At 42.1% G+C, this 17,739-nt stretch carries 16 protein-coding genes; 6 read left to right on the forward strand and 10 right to left on the reverse strand.

The features are described from left to right. The first annotated feature begins 109 nt into the window (after window positions 1-109). The 3 genes from J2T13_RS11655 (at window position 110) to J2T13_RS11665 (ending at window position 3,310) form a co-directional block, all read left to right on the forward strand. Window positions 110-1,270 (forward strand): YhgE/Pip domain-containing protein, encoded by a 1,161-nt coding sequence (locus J2T13_RS11655; protein ID WP_429371385.1) that lies wholly within the window; start codon window positions 110-112, stop codon window positions 1,268-1,270. A 141-nt stretch (window positions 1,271-1,411) separates the two neighbouring features. Further along, the gene (locus J2T13_RS11660; RefSeq protein ID WP_429371386.1) at window positions 1,412-1,945 is read left to right on the forward strand and encodes a PadR family transcriptional regulator; all 534 of its coding nucleotides are present in this window, start codon (window positions 1,412-1,414) and stop codon (window positions 1,943-1,945) included. A 165-nt stretch (window positions 1,946-2,110) separates the two neighbouring features. Continuing rightward, entirely contained in the window at window positions 2,111-3,310 is a 1,200-nt protein-coding gene (locus J2T13_RS11665) for an MFS transporter (RefSeq protein WP_429371387.1), read from the forward strand. A gap of 129 nt (window positions 3,311-3,439) precedes the next feature. Here J2T13_RS11665 and J2T13_RS11670 read toward each other — a convergent pair whose 3' ends face one another. The 3 genes from J2T13_RS11670 to J2T13_RS11680 form a co-directional block, all read right to left on the reverse strand. After that, a complete protein-coding gene (locus J2T13_RS11670; protein WP_429371388.1) occupies window positions 3,440-3,835 on the reverse strand; it encodes a YvaD family protein in 396 nt (131 codons plus the stop codon). Between the two features lie 66 nt (window positions 3,836-3,901). Continuing rightward, window positions 3,902-4,261: a DMT family transporter gene (locus J2T13_RS11675; RefSeq protein WP_429371389.1), complete on the reverse strand. Its 360-nt coding sequence runs from the start codon at window positions 4,259-4,261 to the stop codon at window positions 3,902-3,904. 8 nt (window positions 4,262-4,269) lie between these two features. Next, entirely contained in the window at window positions 4,270-4,839 is a 570-nt protein-coding gene (locus tag J2T13_RS11680) for a helix-turn-helix domain-containing protein (protein ID WP_429371390.1), read from the reverse strand. A gap of 239 nt (window positions 4,840-5,078) precedes the next feature. Here J2T13_RS11680 and J2T13_RS11685 point away from each other — a divergent pair, with 239 nt between their 5' ends. After that, window positions 5,079-5,693 (forward strand): NAD(P)-dependent oxidoreductase, encoded by a 615-nt coding sequence (locus J2T13_RS11685; protein WP_429371391.1) that lies wholly within the window; start codon window positions 5,079-5,081, stop codon window positions 5,691-5,693. Between the two features lie 185 nt (window positions 5,694-5,878). Here J2T13_RS11685 and J2T13_RS11690 read toward each other — a convergent pair whose 3' ends face one another. From J2T13_RS11690 to J2T13_RS11705, 4 genes are all read right to left on the reverse strand, one after another. Further along, window positions 5,879-6,922, reverse strand: a complete 1,044-nt coding sequence (locus J2T13_RS11690) for a hypothetical protein (protein WP_429371392.1) — start codon at window positions 6,920-6,922, stop codon at window positions 5,879-5,881. Window positions 6,923-7,140: 218 nt separating this feature from the next. Continuing rightward, the gene (locus J2T13_RS11695; RefSeq protein WP_429371393.1) at window positions 7,141-8,529 is read right to left on the reverse strand and encodes a sugar phosphate nucleotidyltransferase; all 1,389 of its coding nucleotides are present in this window, start codon (window positions 8,527-8,529) and stop codon (window positions 7,141-7,143) included. A gap of 46 nt (window positions 8,530-8,575) precedes the next feature. Then, on the reverse strand, window positions 8,576-9,709 hold the full coding sequence (locus J2T13_RS11700; protein ID WP_429371394.1) for a glycosyltransferase: 1,134 nt from the start codon (window positions 9,707-9,709) through the stop codon (window positions 8,576-8,578). Next, window positions 9,706-10,530 (reverse strand): DUF6492 family protein, encoded by an 825-nt coding sequence (locus J2T13_RS11705; RefSeq protein ID WP_429371395.1) that lies wholly within the window; start codon window positions 10,528-10,530, stop codon window positions 9,706-9,708. Before J2T13_RS11705 ends, J2T13_RS11700 begins: the two co-directional genes overlap by 4 nt. Before the next feature lie 457 nt (window positions 10,531-10,987). Here J2T13_RS11705 and J2T13_RS11710 point away from each other — a divergent pair, with 457 nt between their 5' ends. Continuing rightward, a complete protein-coding gene (locus J2T13_RS11710; RefSeq protein ID WP_429371396.1) occupies window positions 10,988-11,500 on the forward strand; it encodes a Fic family protein in 513 nt (170 codons plus the stop codon). A 75-nt stretch (window positions 11,501-11,575) separates the two neighbouring features. On the opposite strand, the gene J2T13_RS11715 is transcribed toward J2T13_RS11710, so the two are convergent. From J2T13_RS11715 to J2T13_RS11725, 3 genes are all read right to left on the reverse strand, one after another. After that, window positions 11,576-11,803 carry a hypothetical protein gene (locus J2T13_RS11715; RefSeq protein ID WP_429371397.1) on the reverse strand — a complete coding sequence of 76 codons (228 nt, stop codon included), beginning with the start codon at window positions 11,801-11,803 and terminating at the stop codon, window positions 11,576-11,578. 299 nt (window positions 11,804-12,102) lie between these two features. Then, window positions 12,103-13,608 (reverse strand): sensor domain-containing diguanylate cyclase, encoded by a 1,506-nt coding sequence (locus J2T13_RS11720; protein ID WP_429371398.1) that lies wholly within the window; start codon window positions 13,606-13,608, stop codon window positions 12,103-12,105. Window positions 13,609-13,785: 177 nt separating this feature from the next. After that, on the reverse strand, window positions 13,786-14,679 hold the full coding sequence (locus tag J2T13_RS11725; protein ID WP_429371399.1) for an AraC family transcriptional regulator: 894 nt from the start codon (window positions 14,677-14,679) through the stop codon (window positions 13,786-13,788). Window positions 14,680-14,818: 139 nt separating this feature from the next. Between J2T13_RS11725 and J2T13_RS11730 the strand changes: the two genes are divergently transcribed. After that, a complete protein-coding gene (locus tag J2T13_RS11730; RefSeq protein ID WP_429371400.1) occupies window positions 14,819-17,719 on the forward strand; it encodes a family 78 glycoside hydrolase catalytic domain in 2,901 nt (966 codons plus the stop codon). Window positions 17,720-17,739 lie beyond the last annotated feature (20 nt).

The following is a 17,739-nucleotide window of genomic DNA, read 5'->3' on the forward strand; positions in this document are numbered from 1 at the left end:
ATCATTATGTACTTATTGACACATGACTTTTCTGAAAGTATAATAGTCAAATCATAATTACTTTAATTATAGTAATCAAAATTAAATATAATAAGAGGTGTAGTTGTAAGTGAAAAATTTCCTTACCATGTTAAAAAATGGTTCCGTAATCGGCGGTATTACCATGGTCGTCTTTTATCAAATCGTTATGATATCGGTCTTTATGGGCGGGTATTCTGCAATCCCTAAGAACATCAGTAAATTGACGATTGCTATCGTCAATGAAGATGCCACTGCAGGAAAAGAAATTGCACAACAGTTCGAGAAACAACTTCCTTTTCATATCGTTTCAGATCTGAAGTTAGATGAGGCCAAGGAAGATTTAGATAATCGTGATATTCATATGATTGTCCACATTCCAGCTGACTTCACACAATTGCTATCCAAGCAAGGTGAGCATCCTCAGATGGACTTCTTCATTAACCAATCTAATTCTGCAATGATCTCCAGCACCATGCAGACTGTATCTTCACAGATCGCGGCTAATTTAAATCAACAGTTTGCTATTCAGGGCGTTCAAGGCATACTAGAAGGAATGAAAATGCCTACTGATCAAGCTAAAGAGCTTGCCGCAGATATTCCAGTAAAAATGACATCTAATATTGTGAATACCAACCCAACTCCAGCTGGAATGCACAACCAAATGGCTCCATTCTTCTTGACGATGGTTAATTATACAGGGGCTATGATCTTCTCCATGATGATTGTAGGTGCAATCAACTTCCTTAAAGCTAAAATGGGTAGAGCGCAAGCATTCTGGTCTTCTCAAGCTGTCATTGCTGTCGTTTCTTTGATTGCGCCACTTGTTGGGATCACCATTTATTTCTGTATTCAAGGCGGATACGGTGCAGAAACCTTCATAAAGGTATGGCTGTTACATTCACTCGAGTTGTTCGCAGCTATTCAGTTTATGTCCATCTTCAGTTTCTTGTTAAAAGAGAAGGCTATCTTCATCAATTTGACATTTATGCTGATCCAAACCATTAGCAGTGGTGCCACTGTGGACTATGATATGATGCCTGGATTCTTCAAATTCTTAAGTCACATTTCTATCATGTTCTATACCGTGCAGACTGATTTCAGCCTCTTCTTTGGAGGCGGCAAGACTACCCAGCATCTCACGGGTTTAATTATTATGGCCCTAGCGTCCTTCTTAATCGCTGGCCTGTCCTATTTATTAACATCTCCAGTCTCTAAGGATGAGAGTATTACACCCACCACTGCATCTTAAGCTATAATGAAAGAACTAAATATATGATGGATGATTAACCAAGTACGACAAGACTTAGAAATCCGTCAGATGTATACTAAGAGCCAGCTACTCATATCGAGTATGCCGGCTCTTAGTATGTACAAAAGGGAGGATAACTGAATGTCACTTCGAGTTTTTATATTGGGAGTTCTATGTAAAGAAAATCATCACCCATATGATATAAAAAAAATGTTCAAACGCGATAATATGGAGGACGTGTACAAGATCAACGACGGAAGCTTGTATTATACTTTTGAAGTACTGCTCAAAAAAGATTGTATTGAAAAGATTGAAGTCCTACGTGATGAGAATCGTCCAGAGAAAACGACCTATGGCATTACAGATAAAGGACGGGCAACGCTAGAACAGGAAATTTACACGAACTTCAAGAACTTCAAAGATATCCAGTCTCTATACTCATCCACACTCTTTCTAAAATACACCGATTTAACTAAACTTGGTTTTATCATTGAAGAAGGTATAGCAAAAGTACGAGATAAAATACAGCGGAACCATGACGAATGGGACATCCTCAAACAAGATACACCTCAAACCGTTCACTTTATACGAGATCATGTTCTTAGACAAATGGAGCTCGAAGTAGAGTGGTTGGAGAAGTTACTGTTGCATGTACGTGGCCATGAGAGGATGTAGCTGCATTAGGCTCTACTATTTCATCTAAACAAAATAGCAACCCGATGACTGATACCTGTCTCGCACCTCGTAGCCCATTAGATTGGGTTCTTCATGCTAAAATATCGCTACATAACAATACTAGGTTATTTCATCATTGATAAAAGAAAGGTTGCCTTTTTCATCATGAATACTTCTCACAGTATCAACAGGACACAAGCAGTTAAAGAACGGTTTCCTATTTCCATCTTAGCTCTTACAGTAGGAGCCTTTGCGATCGGTATGACTGAGTTTGTGATTATGGGTCTTTTGCCCAATGTGGCTTCAGATTTAAATGTCAGTATTTCATCAGCGGGCCAACTCATTACAAGTTACGCCCTTGGGGTAGCGATCGGCGCACCTATAATGACGATCCTTACCCGCAAAATCCCGCAAAAGATGCTGTTAAGTCTGCTCATGGTTCTATTCATTCTGGGCAATGGTATCTCTGTAATCGCGCCAAACTATACTGTTCTGATGGTCGTTCGCATCATTACGGCATTAACACATGGTACTTTCTTTGGAGTAGGTGCGGTCATCGCCTCCAATCTTGTACGCCCGGATAAGCGAGCTGGAGCCGTATCCATTATGATGGCGGGTTTAACAATTGCGAATATTATTGGTGTTCCACTAGGTACTTTTATCGGACAACACTTAGGATGGCGAGCTTCGTTTGGTACGATTGCCATCATCGGAGTCGTAGCCCTCATCGGTATACTTATGTTTATTCCGCAAATTCGGTTGGATAAACCGGCAAGTCTATCCAAGCAGATCCATGCCCTCATTCAGCCCAAGTTACTGTTGTACCTGCTAATTGGGGCACTAGGTAATGCAAGTTTATTCACCGTATTCACTTATATTGCACCATTACTTCAACAGGTATCTGGCTTTGCTGAACATAGTATTACCTGGATTCTGGTCTTGTTCGGGTGTGGCGTTACCATCGGCAATATCGTCGGCGGAAAACTTGCCGACTGGAAGCTGACACCTTCCATACTAGGGATTTACCTTGTGATATGTGTCATCCTTACCGTCTTCACCTTTACGGTACATAGTCCTGTAGGTGCCGTAGTGACTGTATTCTTCTGGGGTGTTGCTTCCTTCTCTGTTATGCCGGGACTGCAAGTACGAATCATGAGCCTAGCGCAGGAGGCCCCCGCACTTGCCTCTACCACCAGTCATTCGGCCGGTAATCTAGGCAATGCTACGGGCGCATTCATTGGCGGGTGGGTTATTACCCAGATGGGTCTAACATCCCTCCCTTGGGTTGGCGCAATCCTTGTTGGGCTGGGGCTACTACTCGGAATAGCCAGCTATATTACAGAACGCAAACAAAGTGTGGCGTAACTGGTGTTCATAACAATATAAGCCGAGTATAATTGAAACTACCTTCTTATATAAAAACAGTTTACAGCCCAGCTTCTCAATGAATCTGGGCTGTAAACTGTTTCAGGATAAATTAAATACCGTACCCCTTCAATAGTTCACGTGATCTCGTCGCGTAACAAGGTTAATGAAGAACAAGGGATATATCAATAGATACAAATTAACCACCCACCACGTAATATCGAAATCTTGACTGAACGACCAGAAGGCGATTGCCTGCAGACCAGAACAGAAGGTCAACACTAGCGACGTCAATGCAAATCCCTGCCAGGCTGAACGTTTCTTTCGAAATAAATACAAGCTGTACAGACCTGTCAGCGAAATTATAATATCTAGTGGAAAGAACGACCAGTTCCAAGCTATGATAATCGGGTTATCGTAATCTTTAAAGGCCCAACTTGTAGGAATAATATGAAGATATGTAATAATCCAATATACAATAAATCCAATATCGGTAATAAGAAAAAAAGGTTTTAGACGTTTCATCCTGTTCCTCCAACGATACATTTTTTTGCTAACCAGATAGATAATGACCTCGGATTCCGTATCTTTTTACTTGACGGACGGACTGACCACGGACTTCTCTACGACAGCCTTCTCTTCCGTAAGGTTCAGTGTGACAACTCCAATGATAATTAGTGCAATGGATAATACCTTCGCCAAGTTGATACTCTCGCCAAAATACAATAACCCAATAAGTGTAATGATCACGATTCCCATACCTGACCAGACGGCATAAGCGACAGAAACCTGAATATTCTTCAATGTCAACGTTAGAAAAACAAGACTGCAGACATAGAAAAACACGAGTAACACACTAGGTTGCCATTTGGTTAACCCCTCCGACAACTTCATACTTATCGTCCCAGCTACTTCAAAAAGAATTGCCAAACATAAATAAATCCAATGCATTTGAACCCTCAACCCCTTTCCGGCTGTTGTGCGGAAATGCCATACAGCAGAATATCCACTACCGATTGCAGAATATCTCCCATCGTCAATTCATCTTTCAAAGAAGACGACGCATCATAGATTTGGTTAATTGCTCCCAAGTACAGTTCAATAAATAGTGACATATGGATGTTCCTGATCACACCCCGTTCTATCCCTTGTTTCATAAGTTCCAGAACAATCGACCATTCCTCCTTTAGGAAGGAGTCAAGCATCTTCCATTGGTCATAATGGTAATGCTTCAGTTCAGATAATAGATGAGTACCCATCCTTGCAAATTCCGTAGGGATGGACACCAGGATTTGCTCAATTTTATGTAATTCGTCAAGCTGAACGTCTGCTGCGATTTGCATTTCTTTTTCTTTAATCTCTAGGATCAGTCGATGAATGACCTGTTCAATAATGTCATCTTTAGAAACGAAATGATCATAAATGGTTCGCTTACTGATCGCAATCCGCTTGACCAGGTCGCTCAGAGTAAAGTTGAAACCCCTTTGCTGAATTAACGATATTGTTTCGCTAATAATTCTTTCTTTCATATCACGCCCCCCTTGGTACCGAAAGTAACATATCGGTATCATTGGTATTATATATCATTTTCTCATTAAATAATCCAATATTTCAATTTTTCCTAAGGTTGTTTTAGGATCGGAAGATATCTTATCTGACGTCCGGAGACGTTGAAAGAGTCTTTGCAGCACATCCAACTAATATCTACATAGATAAATATGGACATATGTACTATGATGAAATCAAAAGAATCATAGGAGGAATAACCTTGAAAATCGTTGTATTCGGAGCCTCAGGAGGCGTGGGACAAGAAGTCGTGCGGCAGGCGCTAGAGGCCAACCACGAAGTAAGGGCATTTGTACGAAATCCTGATAAAATCTCTATCCAACATCCCCATTTGACCCTTATTCAAGGGGACGGACTGGACAACAACGCAGTCAGTCATGCCATCCAAGGACAGGATGCCGTCGTATGCTGCGTAGGGAATAGAGGGATGGGAAAAACGACGTTAATGTCAGATATCACACGTAATTTGGTACAAGGCATGGAGCAGAATGGTGTAACTCGAATTGCGTACGTTGGATCAGCAGGTATTCATAAAGAATTACAAGGTATCATCGGCTCCATCGTCGGATTCATGCTAAGGAATCCACTGGCGGATCACCGCAGATCTTATGAACATCTTCAGAACAGTAGTCTGCAATGGACGATAGCTCGGCCCATGCAGTTAACGAACGAGGCTAGAACTGGAATTTATCGTGAATCTGAAACGGGTATTGCCAGTCGGGGACAGAAGATCTCTAGAGCAGATGTTGCTCATTTCCTACTTAAGTCTCTTACAGAAGACTCCTATATTAATCAATCTATCGGACTTGTCTACTGAAGTCACGCTAGACTTGACTATGCGAATTATCCCCATAAGTGCAGCAGCTTTAGATAAATATACGGAAATATGGTTTGGCACTTGTGTATCCTATGGACCTACAAATTTCAATCCATATTCCCCTAATTTGTATATGAGAATATCATCTTCATGATTTTCATGAAATTAACGCATTTGATATTCGGCTATTTTATAATTTTAAACGAGGCCTTAATCGTTTTTACATCCTTAGACATCGTCAGATAGTCCTCCATTGCCTTTTCATCACTTGAATCATACTGGACATCGGTTGGTGGATGATAAATGTACACATTGTTTCCTTTTTCGCCCACTTTTTCCGCAGGAATCATACCACTAATATCTGCCTCATTAGCTTGCCAAAATTCTTTAGACCATACCGAGATCGTGAATAACGTCCCCGTTTTAGTTACTTTATTAATAAAATCAAGATTATGACCTGCACGGTCAGATACCCTGTCCCTCACCTCATATTTCCCCTCCCAACTCTTAGGAAGGGTGAGCGTGAAGTTATATGTAGTATTCTGATAAGTGATGCTAGCGGCAGTCGCTCCGATCATGATCCCTGTGTCACCCGAGTCCCTTAGGGAAATATCCGAAATGGCCCAATAATCAACCGATTCACGTTTTATCTTGTCCACCGTAATGGAAGCACTGCCCGTTCCAATCGTTTCCGTCATCACCACGAGTGGATAATCAAATGAAAATTCAACTTTATCAGGCGTTAGTTGCTTGGAATGCAGTTGTGTGGCTTCGACTTCTCCCATATGCGGACTAGAGCCACCGGTTACCCAGAAATTATCTTCGAATTCTTGCTTGGTATTCTGGCGGAGAGTCGGCGATAATACCGCATACTGCATTGCACCACTTCTCTTTTGTACTCCCTTGATCCAGGTCTGAACTGCTTCTTCTGCAGAGCCTGCGCTCAGGGCATTCTCCAGACTATTCACTTGCATAGACACATTGGATGATTCAGGCATAGTCACGTAGATGCTGTTATCTTTATAAGTCAATTTTCCACGAAATTGTTCCACTATAGACCTCAAGGATACCATCGTTGTTCCTTTGTCCACATTCAACTTAAAGGCACTGCTAGCAAATTCTACATTATTGATAAAAATCCGTACACCAGGTGATACAGCTAGAACCGAGCCTGATAAAATCATGGATCCGACACACGCAGCAATCAAGACCTTCCAGTTCCTTTTCATGGATAATCCCTCCATTATTTTTATTGTTAATAATTGTAACCTATACATAATATAGACTGGCTTGAGGCGATACAAGTTTCAAGTTTGATATTACATTGCAATTCCCGTGTTGTCTGCGATGCTAGATTAAGCACGCTTCCTTGTTGGAAGCAAAAAAGCCTAGAGTGATGTCCTCAGGCTTTCAACTCTTGATTATTTAGTTGGAGTCTATCTTTTAATTAAATATGTTCATCTTCATTCTTACACAGTTGGATTGCATCCTCCCACGTCATCGCCAAACGCAGGATATCCTCTTCATCCAATTCCGCCCCTATTTGAACTTCAATACATTCAAGTGCCGTAATAGCCTTCACTGCATGCTGGGCACCACAAGGGATTTGTATTACATCTCCGGTTTGAATAGAGAATCGTTTGTTGTCCAAGATCACCTCTCCGAATCCTGAAATAATGGTCCATATCTCTGTTCTCTTTCGATGCATATGATAACTTATATTTTTTCCTGGCAACATATTCACTTTCCTCGTCAAAGCTTCTGTTCCGTCACCAACTAACTTAGAATGGTCCAATACCAGAGTTGTCCCCCATCTTTTTTCCTCGTATCTGGGTCTTTGCTGGGCCTTCTGAAGCTTATTTTTTATTTGATTGGAATTACTTTTACTTGCAACAAGAATCCCATCTGGACTTGCGGCTACAATAATATTAGATACATCGATAACCTGAATTGGATATGAAAGCTCGTTAACTAGATGTGTATTGATGGAATCATTAGAAATTTGCCCTGCACCGACAACACTACTCTCGAAATGGCTCGACAGTGTATCCCAACTTCCAAGATCCTTCCACGATCCATTATACGGAATAACCACAGAATGACTTGTTTTCTCGACGACCTCATGATCGAAACTCAGCTCTGGAAACTGCTCATAATGAAGAAGATATTCATCATAATCCGTAGGTAGACTCTTGTTCTTCATAAATGACAGCATGAACTTTAAAGAAAACGCGAAGACACCGCAATTCCACAATGCTCCCCTATTAATGAGTCGTATGGCATGCTGCTCATCGGGCTTTTCTACGAAATGAGTGACGAATAAGTATTCTGTATTTTCGTTACGATCGGAATTAGGCACAATATAACCATATTGATCGGACGGATATTTAGGTACAGTTCCAAGAAGAGCTAGTTCAGCCTGGGATTGAGATAAGACATCGGGAAATGTATGAAGTAGCTGAAAGAATGCCAACTCCGCGAATGAATCAACCGGAAGAACACATATCGTTTCGTTCGGATCCACATTCATCTGTGAATGAAAGTAACTTGCAGCTAGTGCAATGGCCGTGAACGTTCCCTTCTTGTGCGGCTCACCGAGGATCGATATCCCAGCATCGACATAGTTTTGTGTAATCTCAACTTGGCTTTTATGTGTAACGATCAAGGCAGACTGAAGTAATCCTACTGCATCCAATTGTCTGCACACTCTTTGAATCATCGACTCCTTACTGCCATCGTCAGATCTGAGCAGTTTAAGAAATACTTTAGATCTAATCTCATTGGAGAGCGGCCAAAGTCTTTTTCCTGAACCCCCAGACAATAGAACGATTCTCACAATGTATCCCTCCCCCTTCAGAAAAGATGTGTAGTATCCTATGATTCTATGACTGATATTTTCTAGTCAGCATGACTTTTTCTATCGCTTGTTTCAAGGAATACCCCGCCCTATCCCAAGATAGTTTAAGCACATCCTGCCTACCTTTACGCCCCTTTTCCTTACATAAAAGAGGGTTACTATAAGCTAATCTCATCTTATGTCTTAAACTACGAATATCCACTTCCGCCCAACGCTGTCCCTTTTGTGCAAACAAACTACGAAACTCACGTGATATCGATTGTTTACTATTCATTCTAGTCGCAGGATTACTTAATTTATAAGGCACTAAGAATGAATTGCTACTGTTTAAGAAATCCATGTGCCCTCCCCATCCTGTCGCGATGACAGGGGTACCGCTGGCTAACGATTCAAGAAAAGGTAACCCCACTCCTTCTCCTCGGGTAGGTAGAACAAACGCTTGACCTCGTGTATATATCCCCTTTAGCTGCTGAGCATTCAGATGTCGGGCTGTAAGTATAATCGGCGCTGTTTGCTTTCGGATGCCAAGTCTCACTTTGTAACGCTGAATTTTATTCCGAATCCATTGTTCATTTTCATATGCCGCATATCCGTTAGTCTTAATGACCAGAACGACATGATCTGCAGCTGAAAACTCTTCCCAGTAGGCTCTCAACAAGGCCTCCGGGTTTTTCCGATGTTGAAATCCAAACACAGACACAAAGGCAAATTTACCATTTGCTTCTCGCAAATGTATTGGCTTATTGGCAGGAGAATACATCGATGTATTCACCCCGTGCGGAACGATGAATATAGGAACACGAACACCGCTATTTAGCATAGCCTGCTTATTCTGTTGGGAAGGCACGCATACCGCATCATATTTATTCATATAGGGCACCCAGCGATTAGGTATTCTACTTGTCTCCCAAACCGTATTCAGAATGATATGGTTGAAATTAGCTCTTTCTTTCTTGAAGTTAATCGTATGAGGAGGATAATGGTAGATTAACACTTTATTTTTGCGATTCGTGACACCTCCGTTCAATCCAGTACCCACCTTGATGTTCACACCTTGTCGCTTCAAGGCCTGCACATAGGCTCTGCTCGCTATGCCGAGGCCTGAAGCTTTGTGTACAGGACCTTTCCATACCACTTGATAGTTTTGAAAGTTTGTCATTTCTTCCCCACCGTCGGTCTCGTTGTATAGTCTTTACGTTTGTGGAAGGAGATCGACCTATATTGGTGAGATAAGCTTTCAACTCTTGATTTCGATGCTTGCATTACATTCATATTCAGACTTTTGTTCTGAGCTTTCTTAAGAATGAGACTCTTCCGATCCGTAGAATGGAGGAAGTTTGCGTACGTTTCAAATTCCGAGAAAGCAAACTGCTTCGTTAAATCCATACTCCGTAATATCGCAGAATGCCAGCTCGTATGATGTTTTGCTACAATAGCCTTTTTTAACTGTATAAGTCTAGATTTCTCAAACAGCATATAATGAGTTACAAAAGATGTCTTCGAGGAGCGTTTTCTCCCCATTAGTTTACGATAGGTTGCGAAATATTCACTTCTGCTCCAGTTACGGCAATAAAAAACGGTCTTGTTACCGGACCTAAAAATATGAGGGCGAATTAACACCGTATCTGCATCCATCACCAAAAAAAAGTCTGAGGAACTCAAAGTGTCCCCATTCAATTTCAATAATTGTTGAAACAGCCACCCTGAGCGATCCCATGTTCTTGAACGGTAATTAATATTTTTTTTAGTAATAGGGAGCACTGTATCCTCATCGATGAACTTGCATTTTTTTCTAACACATAAATCCATGATTCTTTTCTTTCTCGGGGCAACAATCATAATCTTACCAATCGGGTGCATCACAAATTTCCTTGCCGCATCAATGACAAAGGGAAGTGTCCCTAAATCCTTTTCAATTGCGGGAATTAAGATATCTATTTTTGTCTTACTGCTTAATTGACTTTTTTGCGGGATTGGCATCGTTTCAACTCCACCTATCAAGTATTTGCTATATGATATGTCTTACCAAAACAGATGGATTGGGCAATCAGAAGTAGTATTCACGAGGGAAATATCTAAATAATATATAACGATAAAGATGGACCGCCGGGTATGGAAAGCCTCTCTTGGGTTCTATCCTGGTTCTAGCAATGTAATTTCAGGGAATGGATTGAATGCTTGTAGCGCATTCGAAGCCCGCATCGACAGTAAAGACAGTGTTAGCGAGACCGGAGACGCACGATCTGCTAGTCATGTCCAACCGCATATCTTATAATGAAAGTAAGAGACGAAGAACGTTTAAAAGAAAAGACAAAGGATACAATGAGTATACTGAATGACTAGGAAGGTGATTGTTCGTGAACTTTCAAGAAATTGACTTGAAGAAAAAAAGATTAGATCAAGCTCGGATCAAGCTCGCCCCCTACCTATCCATTCAGTGAAGTCACTATTAAATCATGTGCTAATTGACTGGACCTACAATTCAAACGCAATTGAAGGAAATACATTGACTATTTCCGAAACGAAAGTGGTATTAGAAGGAATACACGATGAAAATGCGGGTATCTATCGAAAAGAAAATGTCTTAATCGGGGGCGCGTCCCATCGTCCACCAGACCATGTAGTCGTTCAGGAGTTAATGGAGCGTTTTGTTGAAACGGTTGAAAACGAATGGTCAACATGTCATCCAGTAGAACGTGCAGCTAAAGTTCATGCGGAATTTGTGAAAATTCATCCATTCATAGATGGAAATGGACGGACTTCCCGGTTGCTGATGAACTATGAATTAATGAAAGCTGGCTTCCCTCCTGCTGTTATCAAAGCAAATAATCGTGCACAATATTACGATGCATTGGATCATGCACATACAACTGGAAACGATGAACTATTTATTCAATTAGTCAGTACTTCTGTAAATGAAAGTTTAGACCTTTGGTTAAGCGTTATCTAAAGCAGATCAGCTCAACCCCATACAAAAAGGCTGCCGAGTTAACCCGACAGCTTTTTTTGTAAATCCGTTACGGACTCAAAGTTGTGAAGCAACCTTTCCACGTCTGCCCACCTGCATCTGTTTATACACCTCATCTGAGATCTCTTTCAATGTGGTCTGATGCATTAACTTGTAAGTACTCGCTTTAAGATAATCCGTTTCGTCAATTTTTCCCTTCTCAAGAATCTGATCTAGTTTCGGAAGCCGAAAATCTTTAATAGGCAAATAAGCAAGAATAAGATTGTCCGTATCCGTTCTAATCATGATTTTAACTCCTAATAAACGGGGGAAAAACAGCGATCTATAATGAAGTTTAATCACTAAGTCTTCTTGCTTCGCATTTCTTATTATCGGTATATTACTGGGTAAAGAAACGAAGGTTACAATTTGTTCAAAGGAATACTCTGATTCCAGGGTATGAAACCCATGAGTCCTTGTTAATCTTCTAGTAACTGACCTTAATTCCATACCGTAAAAGAATCTGCCGCTCACCACAATGATGGATATGAAAATCACAAAGACTATAATAACGCTGAGTCCAGTCATCATTCTCCAATCCCTTCTCATGAAACAACTTTATTTCTCCCAGCTTCTTTAGCCTTGTACAGTGCCTTATCTGCTGTATTTACTAGATCAAACGGGGTGGATGATTGAAATTCCACAGATGAAGCAACGCCTAGACTAATGGTTAAGCAACCTAATGGCTGCTTTTCTCCACATGGAAACGACGTACTTTCTACATTTACACGAATTTGTTCCGCAACCCTAATCGCTGTTTCTTTCGTCGTATGAGGAAGAAGAATGACAAACTCCTCTCCGCCAAATCGAAATGCTAAATCATGCTCCTGTATGGAATTTCGTATGACATCCGCTAGTTGAATTAATACTTGATTACCAAGCAGATGACCATTCGTGTCATTATAGTGTTTAAAGCAATCGATATCTAAGAGGATCAGAGATACTGTCCCTTGCTGACCAAGTGGCAAGTGTTGATCCAATGAGGTCTGAAAAGCTCGCTGATTGAGTAGTCCTGTTAATCCATCTTTATGTGCCATATCCTCAATTTTGGCGTACAAATGAATATGCTGTATAGCTATAGCAGCTTGAGTCGCCAGTGGAATCACACTGTCCACATCATTCGCAGTAATCGATTTTTTATTCACAGGATTATCAATAATGAGAACCCCCACCTTGACACTCTGACTAATTAAAGGAAAAACAACCAGCTCACTCATGTTGAATTGATCTGTAAATAGCTGAAGCGCTATATCGTTCTCATCGATCTCACTGATATGTAGCGGGCTTCCGCTTTCCAAGGTTTTGTATAGAAAATTAGGCTCCTCTAATGAGATATCAAGCTCTTTTACCCGTTCATTGAGCAATAAGTCAGCAGACTTTTCAGTTTCCTTGATTTCAATTAAGTCTACGAGTTTATACTTATTCTTGGTGATTCTATCCCATACCGCATAACCCTCTTCAACCGTCATCGGACCCGTGCCAATCGTTCCTTTTAATCTTGTCCCACTTTCATCAATCAGTAGAATCATTGCCCTATTAAACCCTAGACCATGACCCGCAGTCACGGACGTTAAGATGGTTCGCAACAACTTCTGTAAATTAAGTGTTTGTTGCATCGAGAAACTTACTTCTTTAAAAACATTTAATTGCTTAGAGTTCTCAGAGAGTTTTCTTAACCAAGCATCACTTTCTACTTGAATATTTCTTATATAATCGGTGATTAAATATACAACCGTCGCAAATATCAAATAACTGAATAGAATGAATAAATCGCTTTCATCTGTATGCATAAATAAAATAAGCCAAGCTGCACAAGCACTTACTGCCCCCCCATAAGTATGAAAACACACCACCGAGACGCCAATAAACACTAACATTATCCAATTTGTATGTATGAATTCAAATAATAATCCTTCTATCTCTACTAACACAAGACTCGATACAATAAGGATCCATTTATTAAGAGCCTGACTACCTTTAAAGCGACAATAATTAGTAATGACTGCAATCATTACTGTAAAAAGAGTTAATTGGATATATGACGTAATCATCAGCAACCACTCCTGATCCTTAAGTAGTAGATATTTAAACCTACAACCATTGTACCATTTTTGATATGAAATTCCTCGATTATTTTAGGTGTTATTTCCTAATTTCCCATAAAAGTAAGAACATCGTTTAGATACTGGAATAATAGCGTATAAGCCCCCTCTATCTGTTGGTTCATCCTATAAAAGACTGCTTTGCAAAGCCTTCTCGAGACGATAACGAGCCGGGGTATTATTCATCCACAACTTAAACAAATAATGGAATCTTGTAAGGTCGTGAATCCCGACGCGAGAGGCGATATCCGCGATAGTGAGGGAAGCTAATGAAGGATCGGATAGCAGTCTACAACTGCGGTCGATCCTTTCCTTTTGAATTAGAGTGGATAGAGAACGTCCTGTGTGTATACTCACAATTCGTTGGAGTTGTCTCTCACCAAGCCCAATGTGCTGAGCAATAGCGGTAAGCGTTATTTTCTCCTGCAGATGCCCTCGTATATACCGATTAATCTTCTCCACTTTCTCGGTGACAGGATCCACTATTTCTTGTTCTCGATTCAGAGCACGTTCCATCCCGATCAACAGCTGGAGGAGCAGTCCGCATAACATCGTCTCATACCCCATATGTTTCTGCTGAAACTCCTTATGTAAGGACTCGAATAAATGACCGAACTCGCCAGACAACTCCCGCATTTGAATAAAGCGGTCTGTCTTGGCATTAATATGTTCGAAGAGATAAAGACCATACTCAACAGGCAAAATGGAGGTTAGAAACCTAAAAATTTTCTCATCGAAAATACAGTTTCCTATAATGAGTGGGTCTTTGGGATGATGGGCAGAGGGTCGAAAAATATGGGATACGCCAATAGGTAGAAAAAATAGATCCCCCTTCTTCACGCGAATGGTGTGATCCTCTATATAATGGAAGCCGTTCCCTTCCCATACGTAACAAATTTCAATAAAGTCATGTTCGTGCTCTGGCAATTCAAACTCCTCAAACACCCGATTAACATACAGGGAAAGACCATCCGAGAAAAACTGCTCTCCTCTTTCTACCCTAGGACTTGGCTTCTTCATATGATCTCATCCTTCACCATGCAACTGAAATACTACAATGTCATCATATACCTATACAAAGTCGCATTCAACCCATAACATCTAGGTGTGAGTATTTTATAATCAGAGTAATTCCAATAGACAGGTAGGCGAGAAGCACATGATGAACAGAGATTGGCAAGCCCAATGGATATGGGGTGATGGCGAAGCAAGTCCCCGAAATGAATGGAGATGTTTCCGCAAGACGTTTGATGTACCTCCTGATGTTGAACCTTCGGGAACGCTTCGGATTACCGCGGATTCTCGTTACGTATTGTTTGTGAACGGTACACAATTAGGTCGGGGACCTGTTCGTTCATGGCCGTCCGAGCTCTCCTATGACACTTACGATGTTGGTCACTTACTGAAAGCAGGCCAAAAGAATACAATATCCGCGCTGGTACTACATTTCGGGGTATCGACATTCTACTATGTACGGGGAAGAGGCGGACTGCTAATCGATCTTGCATATGAGGATGGAACCGTAGCCGTTTCTACAGACGCAACATGGAAGACGTCCCGTCACCTAGGCCAGGATCCTCATGCACCTCGAATGTCCTGCCAACAAGCCTTTTCCGAATCCATCAATGCTTCGGCTTGGGACGATCATTGGATACTTGGAGATTATGATGACTCGACTTGGGATCCTGCCGTTGTTCTAGGCCCAGTAGGTATGGAACCTTGGACGACAGTGAAGCCACGCGATATCCCTATGTTAACGGATGAAACTGTCTACCCAGTGCGTGTAGAATCACTAGCGAAAGTACGGACTTTCAGCCTTTCCACGGCAATTGACGTGCGTAATGCACTTATCACAGGTAGCGAGGATCACGCTAATGTTCTTCAATTTACAGGATATGTTGCGACAACACTACGAGCGAGTCAAGCTGGCAAGGCTACGATTGGATTTCTTGCTTGGGGAGAATGCATGCGTGCTTGCTCTCTCAATGGGGAACAAGTAGCAGACAGTCAATATTACGGCACTGAACCCGAACGCTATGTAGACCTTGAACTGCATCAAGGGGACAATTTACTGATCATTGACGTTTCAGGAGGCGTACATACAGGTAAACTACAAATTGGCGTGTATGCCAATGACCCTATTATATTATCGTTTACCTCTCCAAACTCGAAATTATCAGGAGAGTCTGCGTTCTGCAGCATCGGTCCTTTCGACCATGTCATGCTCCTTGATCATCAAGAAAATCGTCCGCTAGACTGGGATCACCCCGTATACAAAGAGTTATTAGGGCTCGTTAAGAAGGCAGAAGATCTCGATTCCTACAGTGCATGGTTACGCCCGATTGAGCAGAAGTATATATCAGATGTGGATGTCTTCAGCCTCTGTGTGTGGAGAAAGGAAAACATCAAGTTCGCTGTACCTGCTCAGTTGCAGAACGTAGTCATTCCCAATATTCACGCAGGTGTGATTCCGACTTATGAAGGCTTTGACACCGAACTCATCCTAGACTTCGGCAAAGAGTATTCCGGTTATTTATCTTTTGAAGTGGAGGCAGCGGAAGGAACGATCCTCGATTGGTACGGTTTTGAGTATATGGCGGATAACTACCGTCAGGACACATTTGGCCTAGACCATACCCTACGGTATGTATGTAAGTCTGGTAGACAAGTATACGAGACCCCGATACGCAGAGGGCTCCGTTATTTGGCGCTTAACGTTAGGAATGCGGCAGTTCCTGTGCGGATCTACGGCGTCAGTATGTCCCAAAGCAATTACCCGATGGCCGAGGTAGGTAGGTTCGAATGCTCAGACCCGCTCTTGAACGACATTTGGGAGATCAGTCGCCATACGACGAAACTGTGTATGGAAGACACCTTTGTGGACTGCCCAGCTTATGAGCAAGTGTTCTGGGTCGGTGATAGCCGCAATGAAGCGTTAGTCAGCAACTATCTCTATGGTGTGCAGGATATCGTCAAGCGTTGCCTTCGCCTCGTGCCGGGCTCAAAGGATCAGTCCCCCCTCTTCGCGGACCAAGTACCCAGTGGCTGGAGCAGCGTTATTCCGAACTGGACCTTCTTCTGGGCGATTGCATGCTATGAGTATTATGAACAGACGGGAGACAAAGATTTCGCAACAGAGATCTATTCAGACATCTGTTTTACTCTCCATCATTATTTACTGAAGCTAGACGGTAACGGACTATTCAACGTCAAAGGCTGGAATTTACTAGACTGGTCGCCAATCGATCAGCCGAATGATGGTATCGTCACTCATCAGAATATGTTCCTTGTTCGAACTCTCCGTGTTGCAGCGGATATGGGTCATCTGGTAGGAGAAGTTGAAGACAGCTCTCGGTTCGCGCTTGCGGCCGATCAACTCAGCTCGGCAATTAACGAACACCTGTGGAGCGAAGATAAACAGGCGTATATTGACTGTATCCATGCCGATAGCAGACGATCAGACGTACTCAGTATGCAAACACAGGTCGTGGCGTCGCTGACGGGTGTCGCGCAAGGCGCGCGAAGACAGGTCATCGATCAATATCTGCTAGCTCCACCCGCACACTTCGTACAAATCGGTAGCCCGTTCATGTCCTTCTTTTACTACGAAGCTTTAGGGAAATTAGGCAAAGTCGGGATGATTCTAGATGATATCCGTAAAAATTATGGAAATATGATCGCTCATGGAGCAACGACGTGTTGGGAGCAATATCCGATGTTCGCAGAGAATCGCGCCAATCCAAATATGCTTTCACGCAGCCACTGTCACGCTTGGTCATCCGCACCCGCTTATTTCCTCGGAAGGGAAGTACTTGGAGTGAGAAGTCTTGCCCCAGGATGGAGTATGGTAGAAGTGGCTCCGGCCCCAAATGGGATCGAATGGGCTCGCGGCAGCGTGCCACATCCAGCTGGCGGGCGCATCGATGTCTCTTGGACTGCTAACGAGACCCTCAAGACGATAAAGCTTAGCATAGCTTACCCGGAGGGCATAGAGTTGAAAGTCAGAATTCCAGAGGGATATACGGCAGAAGTTAGCGAAACCGTCTTGCAACAAGGATAAGGTGATCCTTTAGTGGAGCT

Source organism: Paenibacillus sp. DS2015, from assembly GCF_050433705.1.
GTDB lineage: Bacteria > Bacillota > Bacilli > Paenibacillales > Paenibacillaceae > Paenibacillus_AQ.